The following is a 15,685-nucleotide window of genomic DNA, read 5'->3' as shown; positions in this document are numbered from 1 at the left end:
CAAAAGCTGCTGATGCTGGAACCTTGATTCTGCCAGAAGTGGTTACAGCTTAGATGTAATGAGTTATAACCTGATACGCTTGAGCGTAAATGGAACGATGGTAAAACCTCCCTGAGAACTCTATCGGATTTTTATTATCTGAAACGAATGAGTAATTAAAATCAAAATACCCCAGACAATGTCCGGGGCGTTTTACTCATCAGTCTAAAGGAATGTAGATGGAGTTTTCGCCCGGTCTTCTGATGCACCTTTTTATGCAGTGGAACGTCGTGAGAAGAGCAGCGGCGAGAGCGCGATTCAGAAGTCTGATTCACCTGGGAAGTACTTCTGATAAATCTCGTCGTAAGTACCATCCGCCCTAAGTTCCGACAGTGCGGCATTAAACTGCTCGGCGAGCTCCCCATCGCGCTGACGGAAGGCAATCCCGAAGCCCTCACCGAAGTACTCTTCAGGTTCGTTGACCAGCTCACCTACCACTCGATATCCCTCGCTACCGTCGAGTAGAGTAGCCACGCCAGCCGGATGATCCAGGAAGATGAGTTCAACGCGGCCCGTTTTCATGTCCATGATCATGTCGGACGTGGTCGAGTAGCGGCTGACCTCGGCCACGTCGCTGAAGGTGTCGGTCACATAACTGTCCTGCAGGGTCCCGCGTTGCACACCGATGGCCTTGCCGGCCAGCGTCTCTGGATTGATGGTCTCTACGTCAAGATCTGCGGCCCCGAACCAGGCGGAATAGGGCTTGATGTAGGGGGCGGAGAACAACACTGTCTCGCGGCGCGCATCGTTGATGGTCATAGAGGACATGATGGCGTCGTATTTACGGGACAGAAGGCCCGGGATGATGCCGCTCCACTCCTGCACCACCCACTCGCACTCACGGGAGATACGCTCACACAAGGCGTTGCCCAGGTCAATATCGAATCCAGTCAACTCGCCACTGGGCAGGCGGTACTCCATGGGCGCGGTGGGCACGTCGACGCCGATGCGTAACGGATCCTCGGCGCTGGCAGTCGCGGAGAGGCCGATAAGGGCGGCGGCGGTCAGAGAAGAGAAAGTCTTGTTCATGTTGTGGATCTCCTATGGTTTCTGCGGAATGGCATTGCCGAATGCCATGATCTTGCGGCGTTGCTTGCGGACGCCTCTGAGCTGCGGATTGAAGCGAGCCTCCAGACGGCGGAGTACGTAGAGCAGGGTCAGGGTGATGACCAAGTAGATCAGGGCGGCAAAGATGAACGCCTCAAAGGGAGCATAGAAGCGTGAGTAAACGAACTGGGCCGCCCCAGTGATATCCATCAGCGTCACTGTGCTGGCGATTGCGCTGGCATGGAGGGTTAGTATCACTTCGTTGCCATAAGCGGGCAGCGCCCGACGGAAGGCGCTGGGGAATACGATGCGCTGATATATCAGTGGCCGACTCATGCCACAGGCCTTAGCCGCCTCGAGTTCGCCACGGGGGGTGTTGACGATGGCGCCATGGAAGATCTCGGTAGTGTAGGCCACGGTGTTGAGGATGAAAGCCAACAGCGCCGGCAGGAACGGCTCCTTGACCAGCGGCCAGAGCCAGCTCTCCTGGACGTCGTCAATGAACACAACGCCGTAGTAGATCAAGTAGAGCTGAACCAGTAGCGGGGTGCCGCGAAACACGTAGGTGAAGGCCTGCACAGGACGCCTGAGCCAGCCATGGTGGGAACCACGGGCCAGGGAGAGCGGCAACGAGATCACGAAACCCACCAGCAGCGACAGCGAGACCAGAGCGAGCGTCGTCTTGATACCCTGCCAGTAGACGGCAAGCGTATCAGGGGTGAAGATCGCGCGCTCGGCCAGCCAAGCGGTGAGCGACTCCATTAGCATATCGATCATGACCTCCCCCCTGTGAAACCGGCGTTGTATTTCCGGGTCAGACGCTTGAACACCCACTCCGAAAGGCTGGTCAACAGCAGATAGATGACAGCTACGAACAGCATAAAGGTGAAGGGCTCGAGGGTAGTTTTGGAGGCCTGGGTAGCGACGCGAACCATATCCGACAGACCAATCACCGAGACCAGCGCGGTGGTCTTGAGCAGCACCAGCCAGTTGTTCGAGAGGCCAGGGAGAGCGTGGCGCATCATTAACGGGAAGCGGATGCGCCGGAATATCAGCGCCCGCCTCATACCGCAGGCAGTGGCCGCCTCGACTTGGCCCTTGTCGACGGCCTGGATAGCGCCGCGGAAGGTCTCGCCCATGTAGGCACCGAAGATCAGGCCAATGGTCAGAACGCCGGCGATGAAAGCGTCGATATTGAAAAACAGGTCGAGTCCGAAGCGCGCATAGAGCCAGTCGGAGACGTCATTCATCAGCATCTGGCCGCCGAAGAAAAACAGCATCATCAGCACCAAGTCCGGAACGCCTCGGATCAGCGTGGTATAGAGCGTCGCCAGCAGATGAGGAAGACGCCGCTTCGACAGCTTGGCGCTGGCGGTGACGAGACCGAGTAGCACGGCGATGATCAGCGAAAGTGCAGCCAATTCGACGGTAACCAGAGCACCCTCGACTAGACGCATGCCGTAGCCATGAAGATTCAGCATGGAAGGACTCCTTCAGCGGGTCGAGAGGAACTGGCGCAGTCGGACCGATTGAGGGGAGCCCAGCACCCGCTGCGGGGGTCCCTCTTCTTCCACCTCACCTTGGTTCAGGTACATGATCCGGGTCGAAACGTCCCGAGCGAAGTCCATCTCGTGAGTCACTAGCACCATAGTGCGCCCCTCCTCAGCGAGCTGGCGCATCACCGCCAGCACGTCGCCGACCAGTTCTGGATCGAGCGCCGAGGTCGGCTCGTCGAACAGCATCACGTCGGGGTCCATCGCCAGTGCACGAGCAATGGCGCCGCGCTGCTGCTGGCCGCCGGACAACTGCGAGGGATAATGGTCAGCGCGCTCGTCTAAGCCGACCTTAGCCAGCAGCTCATAGGCCCGATCTAAGGCCTTTCTCCGAGGCATTCTCAGCACGTGAATGGGGGCCTCGATGATGTTTTCCACGAGCGTCATGTGGGCCCACAGATTGAAGCTCTGAAACACCATGGCGACCCGCGAGCGCATCCACTGCACGCGTTTGTCGTCCTCGGGGAGTCGCCCGTGGCGGGTCATTTTGAAGCGGATCGGCTGGCTGAGGATTTCGAGCTCTCCACCGTCAGGCTGCTCGAGCAGATTGAGGCAGCGCAGGAAGGTGCTCTTGCCCGAGCCGGACGAACCTATCAGGGTGATAACGTCGCCGCGTCGGGCCGTCAGTGAAATTCCCTTCAGCACCTGGGTCTCGCCGAAGCGCTTCGCGATGCTCTCAGCCTTGAGCAATACTTCTGGCTCAGTGGTGAGCATGGTGTCCTTGACGTTCGTCTGGGACGTTCGAGACTCTGGCAGTGGTGTTGTCATTGTTGTCATTGTTGTCATGGGCATCATCGTTTCAGTGGCAGTACTGGGAGAAGCTCGCTTCGAGCAGAGTCAGGAAGGCCTCGATGTCCTTGGACTGGATGACCATCGGCGGCTTGATCTTGAGCACGTTGTCATCGGGACCGTCGGTGGAGAGCAGCACCCCATTGAGGCGCAGGTAATGACAGATACGTTTGGCGGTGGTGGTATCGGGTGCAAGGCTCGGGCCTTCGATGATCTCGACGCCAAGGAAGAGTCCGCGGCCACGTACCTGCCCGACCCTGGGGAAGCGCTCAGCCAGAACTTCGAGGCGACCCTTGAGTGAGTCGCCGAGGGTCCTGGCATGGTGTTGCAGGTCTCGGGACTCGATTTCATCGAGCACCGCCAAGGCGATGGCACAAGACACCGGGTTGCCGGAGAAGGTGTTGAAGTACTCCATGCCGGTACGGAAGGCCTCAGCCACCGCCCGAGTAGTGACCACTGCTGCGATGGGGTGTCCGTTGCCGATGGGCTTGCCCAGGGTAACGATGTCCGGGGTGACGTCATACTGATCGAAGGCCCAGAAACTGCTGCCGGCACGGCCAAAGCCGACCTGGACCTCGTCGGCGATGTACAGGGTGCCACGTGCCTGCAGATGACGTGTCACGCCCTCGAGGTAAGTTCCAGGCCAGATCCACTGCCCACCGACGCCAGCGAAGCTCTCGACATAGAAAGCCGCTGGTTGCTCGCGAGCCTGAGAAAGGGTCTCGAGTGCCTCTGCCAGATACAGCTCATCGGCCCCCTCGCCACGATGTCGACCGCGATAGGTATCGGGGAAAGGCAACTTGATCACGTGCTCCGGGGTACCCTGGCCGCCCGGTCCGTCGTGTTTGTAGGGGCTAATGTCGATCAGGCTCGAGAGGTGTCCGTGGTAGGCATGTTCCAGCACGGCCAAATCGTGACGTCCTGTGTAGTTGCGAGCCAGACGCATCGCTAAGTCGTTGGCCTCGCTGCCAGAGTTGACCAGGAAGACCACCTCCAGATGGCCCGGCAGGGTAGCCAGCAAACGTTCGGAGTAGGTCACGATGGTGTCGTGTAGATAGCGGGTGTTGGTGTTTAGCTCGGCCATCTGCCGGGAGCCAGCCGCCACCACGCGCGGATTGGCGTGGCCCACATGACAAACGTTGTTGACCATATCTAGGTAGCGTCTGCCGTCCTCTGCGATCAGATAGGCCATGTCGCCGCGTACGATCTTTAGTGGATGCTGATAGGCATGGCTCAGAGTGGGGGAAAGTAGCTGACGACGAGCATGGAGCAGCGTAGCGATGCCGTTGCGACCGCCGTAGACATTGCCACGGCCAAGTGCTAGATCGGGATCGAGATAGACCGCTGCGACCGCTTGCCACTCCTCAGCATCCAGGCTCGTGCACATTCGCAGGCCACCGATATCCCCCTCCCCCCACAGGCAAGTCAAGGTGATGGTCTGGCCCGCAGCGAGAGACAGAGAAAAGCCCTCTATGCTCAGTTCGGCCCGCGGCAGAGGCGCGCTCGGATCGGCACTACGCAGGATCAGGCTGAGGCGTCCCAGATGGTGATCCTGCAGGCCAATCAGCAGACGATCGTCGCGCTGATCAACTCGGGTGACACGAACGTTGTTGCGCAGCACCAAGTCGCGCTGAGCGATAAAGGTCTCGCCGGTGGCGATCTGCCCTTCGACACCGGCCATCGGAACGCCAAAGGTCCGCGATGGCCTCAAAGCGGTGTAGCGATCGTCACCCAGCACGTCCAGCACTCCCCGCTTCGCCAGCCACTCCCTGCGCTCGTTCAGGAGGGCTAGCATCGAGACGGGATGGCACAAGGCGATCAGCTCCTCGGCAATCAGTTCTGGGCCGAGCGTGGTGAAGAGGCGCCACTGACGCAAGATCTGCACTTGGGATATGGCGATATAGGGCGCGTCTTGGCCGGCGGCAGCGGCCTTCAGGTAGTTCATTCGACTCAGCAGGATGCGCAGCAGGATGAGCCGTGGCAGACATTCGAGTTCCACCCTGGAGAGCGGCCGAATGCTGTGATAGCCCAGAGTCAGTTGCTTGAGCGCTTCCAGGCGGTCGGGACTGCGGTCAGTCAGGTAGACCGCGGCAACGGCGAGTTCAATGACAGTGAAGGCGTGGCAGGCATCACCGAAATCGATCAAGCCACTGGGATGCTCCGATGTCGGCGAGTCTAAGAACAGGTTGTAGTCGTTGGCGTCGTTATGGATCAGCTGAATGGAGAGCTCATGCTCCCGGGCGCGTACGAAATCGACGCATGCGGTCATCTGCTCGCGCATCTCGTGTTGCAGTCCTCCAATCTCGGGACGCTCCGCGAGAGTACGATACGCGGTCAAATCCCAGTCGTGGAAGGGCCCCACGGGCCAGCCCAGAGCGCTTGGTTCGAGTTCGGCCAAGGCCAGATCGAGATGGCCAAGCCCTTCGCCAGTGGCATACAGCTGGGCTTCACTGGGAGGCAGGCCCTCGGCCCAGAGGGTGCCATCCAGATAACTTAGTAGGCGCAGCTGCCAGTTCTCCCCATCCAGCCTGAGCGTCACGCTCGCTTGGCCACCTCGGCTGCGCCGATGGCGCGGCAGCTTGAGCCCACCCAGGGGCTGGTCTTCCAGGGCTGTCATCAAGGCCACCTCAGCTTGGATGGTTGGGGCCCGGCTGAGTTTGGCCAAGTAACGGCTGCCATCGTCCAAGATCAGGCAGAAGTTCTGGTCGGTGTAGCCATCGAGGCGTTCGAGGGCTCCCGCGAGGCCAAAGTGCTCGGCAAGTGCCTCTACGACACACTGTTCGATGGTTTCGGACATGATCATCGTTTCTGACATGAAGTCATCCTCAGGCGTGGTGGGTGTGACCACTCTGTTGAGAAGAGGTGGGCTGGGGCCGGATATTGGCGTTGCGCAGCATGTTGAGTCCCAGTACGGCGCAGGTGATAGCCAGCAGCAGGTTGATCAGGGAGAAGAAGGTAAAGGGCGCGTAGATCAACGTCGGGACCCCTAGAGTGGCGGTCAGGAAAGCGCCGCAGGTGGTCCAGGGAATCAACGGAGACACCACGGTAGAGGCGTCTTCCAGCGCACGTGACAGGTTCTCGGGTGCCAGCCCCAACTCCTCGTACTTCTCCTTGAACATGCGCCCCGGCAGGATATTGCCCATGTACTGGCTGCCGGTGAGCATCAGCGTCGTCAAGCAGGCCAGGTGGGTTGACAGCACCAAGGCCCCCGGGGTCTTCGCACGCCGAGTCATGGTCTCGACTAGGCGCCTGAGGAATCCTGCGCTGGCCATGATGCCGCCGAAGGACATCGCCGCGACGACCAGCCACAGCATGTAGAGCATTCCGAACATGCCACCCTTGCTCAGAATGCGGTCAAAATGGGCATCGCCAGTGGTGGAGACATAACCCGTGGAGATGGCGCGCACAACACCCTCGATGACTGGGAACAGGGTGTTGTCAGATGCCGCGGCCAGGCGCAGGGCGTTGTCCGTCTGCCACAGCATAGCGGCCAGCGCGCCCATTAGTAGCCCGATGAACAGCGTCGGTATGGCATCGACTTTTCGGTAAGCGAGCACCAGAACCACCAGTAAGGGAGCAATCAAAAGCGGACTGATCACGAAGTTCGCTTCGAGCATGGTGCGCAGCTCGGCGATTCTCGACAGGTTGTCACTGGCATCGGTGGTCATTAGGCCAATGAGCCAGTACAGCGCCAGACTCGCGGCGAGGCTGAGAAACACCGTGCGTGACATCGCCTTAATATGGAGAAACAGCTCTCCTCCGGAGACCGCCGCCGACAGGTTGGTAGTGTCCGACAGCGGCGAGAGCTTATCACCGAAATAGGATCCCGAGATGATGGCTCCGGCGGTGACGGCGGTGGATAAGCCCACCGATTCGGCGATGGTAATCAGCGCGAGGCCTATGGTACCGGCGGTGGTCAGACTACTGCCAATGCTAACGGCGATGATGGCGCAAATCAGACAGGCACTGAAGTAGAAGGCGTCACCGGAGACCAGGAAAGAGCCATAGTAGATCATGCTCGGCACGATGCCGGACAGGATCCATACGCCGATCAGCCCGCCGACCAACAAGATGATGACGATGGCGTTCATGGACACGTTGATGCCTTCGAAAATACCGGCCTTGAGCGTCGCGAATCGCTCGCCACGGGCCAGAGCAAGTCCTGCCGCCAGGGCGGCTGAGAAGATCAGGGCAAGCTGCACAGGCCCGCCGAGAGACTCGCCCTGGAACATATAGATCATCAGGCTGATGGATGCGATAGCGACCACTAGTGGTGTCAGAGCCATGGCCAGCGGAGGGGCAGTACGGTCGTCAGTAGAAGATGCGGTCATTAGAGTCTCCATTATCGTTGTTGTTCTGGCATCGGGAATACCGGAGTGTGAATGGAACAGTGGCGTCGGGAGGCGCCGCCTAGGTTGCAATCGCTACGATGCGTCGCGGGTCGGGACACAGGCTGCGCCAGATGGCGATCTCGGATGGGAAGGCAGCACCGGGGTAGTCGCCCTCGAAGTTCAGCATGTCTAGGATCACCTGGAAGTGCAGGTGGGGTACCCACCCGCCATTCTCGGAGGGGGAACCAAGACGGCAGAAGGCGTCACCTTGAGCGACATGGTCGCCTCGGGAAAGCCCTTTCAGGCTCTGGCGTGACAGGTGCCCGTAAAGGGTGAAGAAGGGAGTGTCATCCTCCATAGCATGCTCCAAGATGATGGTGGCGCCGTAGTCGAGGCGCTTGGCGTTGTAGGCCAGGCTATGCACTTTGCCATCGAAAGGAGCATGTACCGGCGCTTCGGCGTGCTCGAAGACGTCGACGCCGAGATGGACGCTGCGCGCTTCATCGCCGCGGAAGAACTGGGGTTCACGGTAGAACGCCCGATCCTCCAGGTAGCGGCCGAGGGCGACGCGAGAGTCACCCATGGCGTCGAACAGCAAGCATGTATTGTATTCAGGGTCGGTGTGGCCGCCGAGAGCAAAGCGCTGCTCGCTGGCAAACTCAATGACCTCGTGCGTCTTGTGGGCAAGGCTCGTGAGCAGAGCGACCGGGCTCTGATTACGGTCGGCCCATCGTTGGAAGCGCGCTTCTCCTGGGCACGGGCTGAGCCCTAATTGATAGCGCAGCCCATACAGTGCAAGAGCAGGATGAACTACGCCATAGCGTGACATTAGGGCAATCCTCAACGCCTCGGGCAGACAATCGAGAACCGCGGGATCTTCAAGGGCCTCGGGGGCAAGTTCGGTCGCCGGCGCCGCATCTTGCCAGCGCAGGCAGAGGGATCGAAGGTTATCGTGGGTCGGCATGCTTCTCTCTCTTTAACGAGGGCACCCCCTCCCGGGGCACCCGATTATTACGTGGGAATCAGTCGAACTTGATGCCCTGGGCTAAGGGCAACTCGCGGGAGTAGTTCACCGTGTTAGTCTGGCGACGCATATAGCTCTTCCAAACGTCGGAGCCGGATTCGCGTCCGCCGCCAGTCTCCTTCTCTCCGCCGAAAGCGCCACCGATTTCAGCGCCGCTGGGGCCGATATTGACGTTGGCGATACCGCAGTCGCTGCCGTCAACCGAGACGAAGGCCTCGGCCTCGCTGAAATTACGGTAGCTAATCACGTAGAGAATCGGGTCAAAGGTCTCATGCTTTACCAGCTCGTCCTGCTGTTCGACCTCGACGATGGCTGGCGCCACGTAGTAGCCCTTGGGGTACTCGTCAGCCAGTCGACGTTCGCCGCCAAACACTCTGGCGCCCCACTCACGCGCCTTGCCGAGCACCGATTGCATTTGCTCAAACGCCTGAGCATCGATCAGCGGGCCGACCAGACTGCCCCCCATCGGGTCGCCGATGGTCACACCGGCATAGGCCCTCTTGACCCGCTCGACAACCTCGCCGCGACACGATGCTGGCACCTGTCGCCACTGAATGAATGCCGCTTCCGCATAGGCGATGCAGGCGTCCATCGCGTCGGCCCCCGGCATGCTCACGCGACCAATCTCGGCACCATCGGTGGGGCTAATCACCGGGTAATCACCTTGAAGACACTGCTCTACACGTACTCCCAGGCGCTGCATGATGGCGTCGTTCATTCTTTCTCCGACTGGTCGCGATATTAAGTGGGTACACACTCAGTATCATCAGGGTTGTGAAAAATGCTCAAGCGACGAATATTCGGGAGTTCATTCTATTTTTTCTTCATCTACCAGGATCTGCGTAGTATCAGTGCTGAAGCCACACCACGACTTCCTCAATGCTAAAGTCGTGCTTGCTTTAGCCAGCGATATTTGAGCAACATCTTAAGGGTGTGCTTGGTCACTAAAGCGATATTTAGTCAGATCAACATTCCAATAATTCATGTTTTATGAGTCGTGTCTATCTTCCCACCCCTGACCGCGATGCAGTGCTTTGAGGCGTCTGCCCGGCACCTAAGCTTCACCCGCGCGGGGGATGAGCTGAACCTGACTCAAAGCGCCGTCAGCAAGCAGGTAGCCCAGATGGAGTTAGTGCTTCCCTCCCCTGTTCCGCCGTGTGCGCAAGCGCCTGCAGATCACTTCTTAGGGCTCACTCTATCTAACCGAAGTGCGCAAGATACTCGCCCAGGTGGAGATGTCGACTCGCTACATGCAGTCCTACGGGGGTGAGAATGAGGTTCTTAACGTCACTACCCTGGCGACTTTTGGAGCCCGCTGGCTGATTCCCAGGCTCAACGGCTTTCGCTTTCGCCATCCCAACGTCTACCTAAACATCAGCAACCGAGTGGAGCCTTTCGATCTCGAAGAAGAGCACATCGACGTAGCCTTCTTCTTCGGCCACGGTGCATGGCCTAAAGCGGAGTGCATCAAGCTGATTGATGAAGAAATAGTGCCGATTTGCGCGCCAGCCATACTGCCACCCGGCGGTGTCGACGCTCCACTGTCATTGACTCGATTGGTATTAATGCAGAGCGCGACCCGGCCTGAAGCTTGGCATGACTGGTTCCAAGCTCAGGGGTGCTATACAGAGCACAGCTATCACGGGCCGCGGTTCGACACCTTCTATATGGCTCTGCGCGCAGCGCGGTCAGGCTGCGGCATTGCACTGGTGCCGAGCTTCCTGGCCTAGGAGGAACTAGCGGCTGGCCATCTGGTGATACCCTGGCCCTTCGCTCTGACGAGCCGAAATGCCTATTACTTGGCATATCCTGAGCACAAGGGGGAGATGGCCAAGCTCAAGGGGTTCATCAACTGGCTCCTTGAGCACCGCGATGTTGCGCCACCAGCGATACCATGCGGTGCGGCGTAGCCGAGCAACTGGAAGACGAAGTGACTCACCTCGTCGATGCATGTAGCTCAAGAAGGGCCAGTCTCGTTACTGCCATGCTCAGGCTATCGAACCTGGTGAAGCCACTTTCAACAGATAGCCTGAAGAGCCATCATGGCTCAGCATCACATTGGTCACCTGACATTGCCGATGGCGTCGATGCCCACAAAGATCTACATGTGACCACTGTCGTGGATACATATGATCGGATGCTTGATACCGCTAGCTTTCCGCCCTCCCTCTCTTCGTGCTTTTTCTATCTTCCCTGATCGTCGTCAAACTTGAACAAATCCCCTACCCCACAGCTGAATAATTTGCATAGCTTATCCAGCGCATCCAACTCAACACGCTGAGCTGTTTCTTTATAAAGCAACGTGATGGCGTTGCAGTTCAACCCCGTTTCACGCGCCACACCAACGATCTTCATTTTGTGCTCGCCCACCCAAGCGTGCGGGATGACCACGATCCATCAAAAATCACTCTGGATAGCTTGCTGTCATTCCAAATGGTAAAGAATCGCTTTCAAATATTTTTGCTATATGAAATATCACATACACCCCCTTCTCATTAGCGCACCGAAAACAAGATGACACCCCGGTGACATAAGAGTGGCAAAAATATGTCAATTAATTATAAATAGTTGATAAATATATAATTTAAATATTAATCATGACGCAAAGCTAGTCGCGAATCGTTAAAAATATCATCAAACTGACATTGTCTAGACAACTGGTGTTCATCTGGCTCGACCAGAATGTTGTTATTCCAAATGGGGGAGCAACATGTCTACTTCTATTATTCACGCTAAAGGCTTAAATAAGACGTTTGGGCATCGTCAGGTGCTTGATGACGTGAGCTTTTGCGTCGCACCTGGTGAAATGGTCGCGCTGATTGGCCCGTCAGGCTCCGGTAAGTCCACACTGCTGCGCCACCTCGTTGGCCTAACCTGCGGAAATCGAAAAAATGGCGGTCACGTGTCTCTGATGGGACGCGACGTACAGATGAACGGTCGTCTACACCGCGCTGCTCGCATTGAGCGTTGTCGAACTGGCTACATTTTTCAGCAATTCAACCTAGTAGGGCGTCTCAGCGTGCTAACCAACGTATTGGTCGGGCGGCTGGGTCGTATGTCCAAGTTACGCGCTCTCTTTGGCCGTTTCACCGATCAGGAACGTGAGCGTGCACGAGCTTGCTTGGCTCGGGTGGGGCTTGAAGAACTGATGGACCAGCGCGCTAACACCCTTTCTGGTGGGCAAATGCAGCGTGTGGCAATTGCCAGGGTACTGATGCAAGACGCCGAATTAATTCTGGCTGATGAACCAATTGCTTCACTAGACCCGCGCAGCGCTCGCGAGGTTATGGAAATCCTCAGTCGTATTCACGCCGAAGATGGCCGCACCGTGGTCGTCACACTGCATCAAGTCGATGTTGCTCGCCGCTATTGTCAACGTGCCGTCGCCCTTAAGGATGGCCGTTTGTACTTCGATGGCCCTATTAGTGAACTCACTGACACACGCCTGCAGGCACTTTACGAAAATGCTGATCTTGATGAGCTACGCACAAGCGAGCTGTCAAGCGACCAAGCATCCGCTGAAAACCGCCAAACTATTTCTGCGCATCACGCAGTAGCAACGCCAATGCCTAGCTGATAGCAGAACAGGCCGCTCTTCAACCGATACATCACTCGCAATCGAACACACTATGATCTCGGAGACACACTCATGACGTTTACTTCTTATCGCCGTCTACTTCTACCGCTGGTTGCGGGGATTAGCTTTGCTGCAAGCACTCAGCTGTTGGCCGCCGATACACTTAAGTTCGGCATTATTTCCACTGAATCCAGCCAGAACCAGCGGCCAATGTGGCAACCGTTCCTTGATGATATGTCGGAGGAGCTAGGCATGGAGGTTGAGCCCTTCTTTGCCACTGACTATGCCGCAGTGATTCAGGCGATGCGTTTTGATCAGATCGACTTAGCTTGGTACGGCAACAAATCGGCCATAGAAGCCGTTGATCGTGCAGGTGGCGAGGTTTTCGCTCAGACGATCCCTGCGAATGGTCAACCGGGATACTGGAGTTTGATGATTGTGCATCAGGACAGCGATCTGCACAGCGTCGAAGACGTCTTAGAGAACTCCAGTGACCTCGTGTTTGGTAACGGCGATCCAAATTCGACGTCTGGGTATTTGGTGCCAGGTTACTATGTGTTTGCCCAAAACGACGTCGATGTTGCTACTGCTTTTAAGCGCACTCTGAACTCCAGCCACGAAACCAACGCTTTATCAGTGGCCAATCGCCAAGTTGATGTTGCCACCTTTAATACCGAGAGCATGGAGCGTCTGGAGATCAGCGCACCTGAGAAAGCTGAGCAGCTTCGCGTAGTTTGGACGTCCCCGCTGATTCCATCTGACCCGCTAGTATGGCGCACCAACCTGTCCGAAGAGACCAAGGATGGACTGCGTGAATTCTTCTTCAATTACGGCGATAGCGACGAAGAACAGGCAATTTTAGAGCCACTGCAGTGGAGCCACTTTAAGGCCTCTAACAACGATGGTCTGCTGCCGATTCGCCAGCTTGAGCTATTCAAGCAACGTGCTGATGTGGCCAACAACGAGAGCCTGTCAGACGCTGATCGTGAGCAGCAGCTAGCTGAATTAGATGCACAGCTTGAGGCACTTAACCAACGCCTTCAAGACCTGCAAGGTGCTGAAACAAACACCGACACTGTTGCTACTACTGATTAATTTTCAGGCGACAAACCTAGATTATCCATAGCGGGGTGAGCGTAGACCGTTTTCCCCGCTCGGAGAGACCATGAACACCCATACATCTCAAATGACGGCATCGCTGTTGCGTCGGCGTAGCTGGTTATCACTGATTGGTTGGTTTGTGCTGCTTAGCGTGCTGGCTTGGTCCTGGCAGGGAGCAGAGATACGTCCAAGCTTACTGGTTAGCAATGCCGACAACATGGCTACCTTGGCTGGCGATTTCTTTCCGCCCACTTTCGGCAACCTTGGCCACTATATCAACCAGATGTTGGTGACCATCCAAATTGCCATTTGGGGGACGCTACTGGCGATCATCGTGGCGGTACCCTGCAGCCTGCTCTCCTCCGAGAACCTGGTGCCTTGGTGGGTTTACCAACCAATGCGCCGACTGATGGATGCTTGCCGGGCCATCAATGAGCTGGTGTTTGCCATGCTATTCGTAGTGGCCGTAGGACTCGGCCCCTTTGCAGGCACATTGGCGTTGTTTGTACACACCACGGGCGTGCTAGCGAAGCTGTTTTCTGAGGCGGTGGAAGCCAGTGACGCAGGTCCGATGGAAGGTATCCGTGTAACTGGTGCAGGGCGTATTGAGGAGATTATCTTCGGGTTGATTCCTCAGGTACTACCGCTATGGATCTCGGTAAGCCTTTACCGGTTCGAGTCGAATATTCGCTCTGCCACAGTACTTGGAATGGTTGGTGGGGGCGGTATTGGGGTCGCCTTGTGGGAAACCATGCGTGGTTTTCAGTACGCCGAAACCGCCACCATTATGCTGGTTATTATCGTCGCTGTGACCGTTCTCGATATAGCTTCCCAACGCCTGCGTAAGCACTTCATATAGTCTGGAAAAATTCCATTCTGATTAGCCCAGGCGAACGTCTAATAACAACAAAACCTCCTTTAGACAGGACGAAAAATGACACACAGCCCCTCGGCGAGGGGGGTTATAGCAGGAGTAAAAATGTCTAGACAACTAGCGCACCACAGCCATCAGGAAACCAGAGAACCACGCTATCGCCAGCTAGCCAGAATTCTCGCCCATGAGATTCGAACTCAGCATAGCGCGGGCGACCAGTTATCAAGCGAGCTGGCGCTAGCCAAGCGCTTTGAGGTAAACCGCCATACCGTTCGTCGCGCACTAGATGAACTGGTAGCCGCTGGCATGGTGACGCGTCATCAGGGCTGGGGCACCCAAGTCGTAGATCGGCGACTGGATTACATGGTGAACGCCGAAAGCAAGGTCACCCATAACCTTGCAGAAATGGGTATCAACACAGAGACACGCTGTTTATCTCAAGGCCTGTCACGCCCGCCCGAAGCGATCAGCCAACGCTTCGGTTTGGCTGAGGATGAGTGTTTGATCTGCGTTGATACGCTGAGGCTAGTGGATGGCATGCCATTAACGCGTTTGCGCCATTGGTTTGATGCCACGCGCGTGCCTGACTGGTGTGAGCGCTACCGTGGAGGCTCCACCCGTGCACTGCTTGACCAGCATTACGGTTTGCGCCTCTCCCGTGCCGCCGTGCGCCTGGAAGCGAGCCAAGCCAATCGTGACGATAGCCGCTTACTGCAGTGCCCCCAGCTCGCGCCGCTTCTTGTACTTACCAGTGACAATGTCGATGAGTCCCGGCGCCTTGTAGAAGTCTCCGTAAGCTGCGCCAGGGCTGACCGCGTTTCTTATCACTTTGATTTTTTAAATGAACGTTAACACTGACAAATGCCTGGTCTACACCAAACTGACAACGATGAGGAATCATGATGACTCCTGAACAACGTCACCGCATTCTTGCGCTGACGCCCACCAAACGCCTTTGTGAGAGCTGGGCAGTGCTCGACATCCAAGTGCGATACCGCTGCGTTCGAGGCCCGGAAACCGGCATGGTGATGGTGCGTGGTCGCATGGGCGGTTCAGGCAACGCTTTCAACCTTGGGGAAATGACCGTGACACGCGCCAGCGTGGCCCTGGATGACGATACCCCTGGTGGCGGTGGATTAGGCCATGGATGGGTTGCTGGGCGTAGCCATGAACACGCCGAGCTGATCGCTCTGATCGATGCCTGTGCTCGACAACAACACTGGGCTCATCGCATTGATGAAGAGCTGATCGAACCACTTTCCCAGTCGCTGGCTGATGAGCGTATCGAGCGTTCTCAGACCGCCGCCGCAACACGAGTTGACTTTTTTACAATGGTACGCGGGGAGTAGC

At 57.1% G+C, this 15,685-nt stretch carries 17 protein-coding genes; 7 read left to right on the top strand and 10 right to left on the bottom strand.

Translation table 11 applies throughout. The features are described 5' to 3' along the window. Positions 1-297: 297 nt before the first annotated feature. The 8 genes from NF683_RS09485 to NF683_RS09450 all read right to left on the bottom strand — a co-directional run bounded on the left by NF683_RS09485 (position 298) and on the right by NF683_RS09450 (position 9,486). Entirely contained in the window at positions 298-1,068 is a 771-nt protein-coding gene (locus NF683_RS09485; RefSeq protein ID WP_089039286.1) for a transporter substrate-binding domain-containing protein, read from the bottom strand. A 12-nt stretch (positions 1,069-1,080) separates the two neighbouring features. Next, complete coding sequence (locus NF683_RS09480; protein WP_232471380.1) at positions 1,081-1,863, bottom strand: ABC transporter permease; 783 nt, start codon at positions 1,861-1,863, stop codon at positions 1,081-1,083. Beyond that, complete coding sequence (locus NF683_RS09475; protein ID WP_089039287.1) at positions 1,860-2,567, bottom strand: ABC transporter permease; 708 nt, start codon at positions 2,565-2,567, stop codon at positions 1,860-1,862. Before NF683_RS09475 ends, NF683_RS09480 begins: the two co-directional genes overlap by 4 nt. A 12-nt stretch (positions 2,568-2,579) precedes the next feature. Further along, positions 2,580-3,353 (bottom strand): ABC transporter ATP-binding protein, encoded by a 774-nt coding sequence (locus tag NF683_RS09470; RefSeq protein WP_089040917.1) that lies wholly within the window; start codon positions 3,351-3,353, stop codon positions 2,580-2,582. Positions 3,354-3,438: 85 nt separating this feature from the next. Then, positions 3,439-6,243, bottom strand: a complete 2,805-nt coding sequence (locus NF683_RS09465; RefSeq protein WP_089039288.1) for an aminotransferase class III-fold pyridoxal phosphate-dependent enzyme — start codon at positions 6,241-6,243, stop codon at positions 3,439-3,441. Positions 6,244-6,253: 10 nt separating this feature from the next. Next, positions 6,254-7,759 (bottom strand): Na+/H+ antiporter NhaC family protein, encoded by a 1,506-nt coding sequence (locus NF683_RS09460; protein ID WP_157698035.1) that lies wholly within the window; start codon positions 7,757-7,759, stop codon positions 6,254-6,256. 79 nt (positions 7,760-7,838) lie between these two features. Beyond that, on the bottom strand, positions 7,839-8,723 hold the full coding sequence (locus NF683_RS09455; protein WP_089039290.1) for a peptidoglycan DD-metalloendopeptidase family protein: 885 nt from the start codon (positions 8,721-8,723) through the stop codon (positions 7,839-7,841). A gap of 58 nt (positions 8,724-8,781) precedes the next feature. Then, complete coding sequence (locus NF683_RS09450; protein ID WP_456362361.1) at positions 8,782-9,486, bottom strand: aldehyde dehydrogenase family protein; 705 nt, start codon at positions 9,484-9,486, stop codon at positions 8,782-8,784. Positions 9,487-9,807: 321 nt separating this feature from the next. Between NF683_RS09450 and NF683_RS21415 the strand changes: the two genes are divergently transcribed. Both NF683_RS21415 and NF683_RS21350 read left to right on the top strand, forming a co-directional pair. After that, the gene (locus NF683_RS21415) at positions 9,808-10,053 is read left to right on the top strand and encodes a LysR family transcriptional regulator (protein WP_332459902.1); all 246 of its coding nucleotides are present in this window, start codon (positions 9,808-9,810) and stop codon (positions 10,051-10,053) included. Then, a complete protein-coding gene (locus NF683_RS21350; RefSeq protein ID WP_332459869.1) occupies positions 10,019-10,513 on the top strand; it encodes a LysR substrate-binding domain-containing protein in 495 nt (164 codons plus the stop codon). Before NF683_RS21415 ends, NF683_RS21350 begins: the two co-directional genes overlap by 35 nt. Positions 10,514-10,519: 6 nt before the next feature. Here the strand turns inward: NF683_RS21350 and NF683_RS21345 are convergent, their stop codons facing one another. Both NF683_RS21345 and NF683_RS09440 read right to left on the bottom strand, forming a co-directional pair. After that, the gene (locus NF683_RS21345; protein ID WP_332459870.1) at positions 10,520-10,744 is read right to left on the bottom strand and encodes a hypothetical protein; all 225 of its coding nucleotides are present in this window, start codon (positions 10,742-10,744) and stop codon (positions 10,520-10,522) included. Positions 10,745-10,967: 223 nt separating this feature from the next. After that, positions 10,968-11,138, bottom strand: a complete 171-nt coding sequence (locus NF683_RS09440; RefSeq protein ID WP_456362357.1) for a helix-turn-helix domain-containing protein — start codon at positions 11,136-11,138, stop codon at positions 10,968-10,970. A gap of 355 nt (positions 11,139-11,493) precedes the next feature. Here NF683_RS09440 and phnC point away from each other — a divergent pair, with 355 nt between their 5' ends. From phnC to phnG, 5 genes are all read left to right on the top strand, one after another. After that, entirely contained in the window at positions 11,494-12,360 is an 867-nt protein-coding gene (phnC, locus tag NF683_RS09435; RefSeq protein WP_253921797.1) for a phosphonate ABC transporter ATP-binding protein, read from the top strand. 72 nt (positions 12,361-12,432) lie between these two features. Further along, positions 12,433-13,455, top strand: coding sequence for a phosphonate ABC transporter substrate-binding protein (gene phnD, locus NF683_RS09430; protein ID WP_253921796.1), 1,023 nt, complete (start codon positions 12,433-12,435; stop codon positions 13,453-13,455). Positions 13,456-13,525: 70 nt separating this feature from the next. Then, entirely contained in the window at positions 13,526-14,320 is a 795-nt protein-coding gene (gene phnE, locus NF683_RS09425; protein ID WP_253921795.1) for a phosphonate ABC transporter, permease protein PhnE, read from the top strand. 120 nt (positions 14,321-14,440) lie between these two features. After that, complete coding sequence (phnF, locus tag NF683_RS09420) at positions 14,441-15,187, top strand: phosphonate metabolism transcriptional regulator PhnF (protein WP_157698036.1); 747 nt, start codon at positions 14,441-14,443, stop codon at positions 15,185-15,187. Between the two features lie 47 nt (positions 15,188-15,234). Then, on the top strand, positions 15,235-15,684 hold the full coding sequence (gene phnG / locus NF683_RS09415; RefSeq protein WP_253921794.1) for a phosphonate C-P lyase system protein PhnG: 450 nt from the start codon (positions 15,235-15,237) through the stop codon (positions 15,682-15,684). The last annotated feature ends 1 nt before the right edge of the window (position 15,685 follow it).

The sequence above is a fragment of the Halomonas sp. MS1 genome (assembly GCF_024182575.1).
Taxonomy (GTDB): domain Bacteria; phylum Pseudomonadota; class Gammaproteobacteria; order Pseudomonadales; family Halomonadaceae; genus Vreelandella.
The sequence above is the reverse complement of the archived record's forward strand: the minus strand, read 5'-3'. Positions and strand labels throughout refer to the sequence as shown.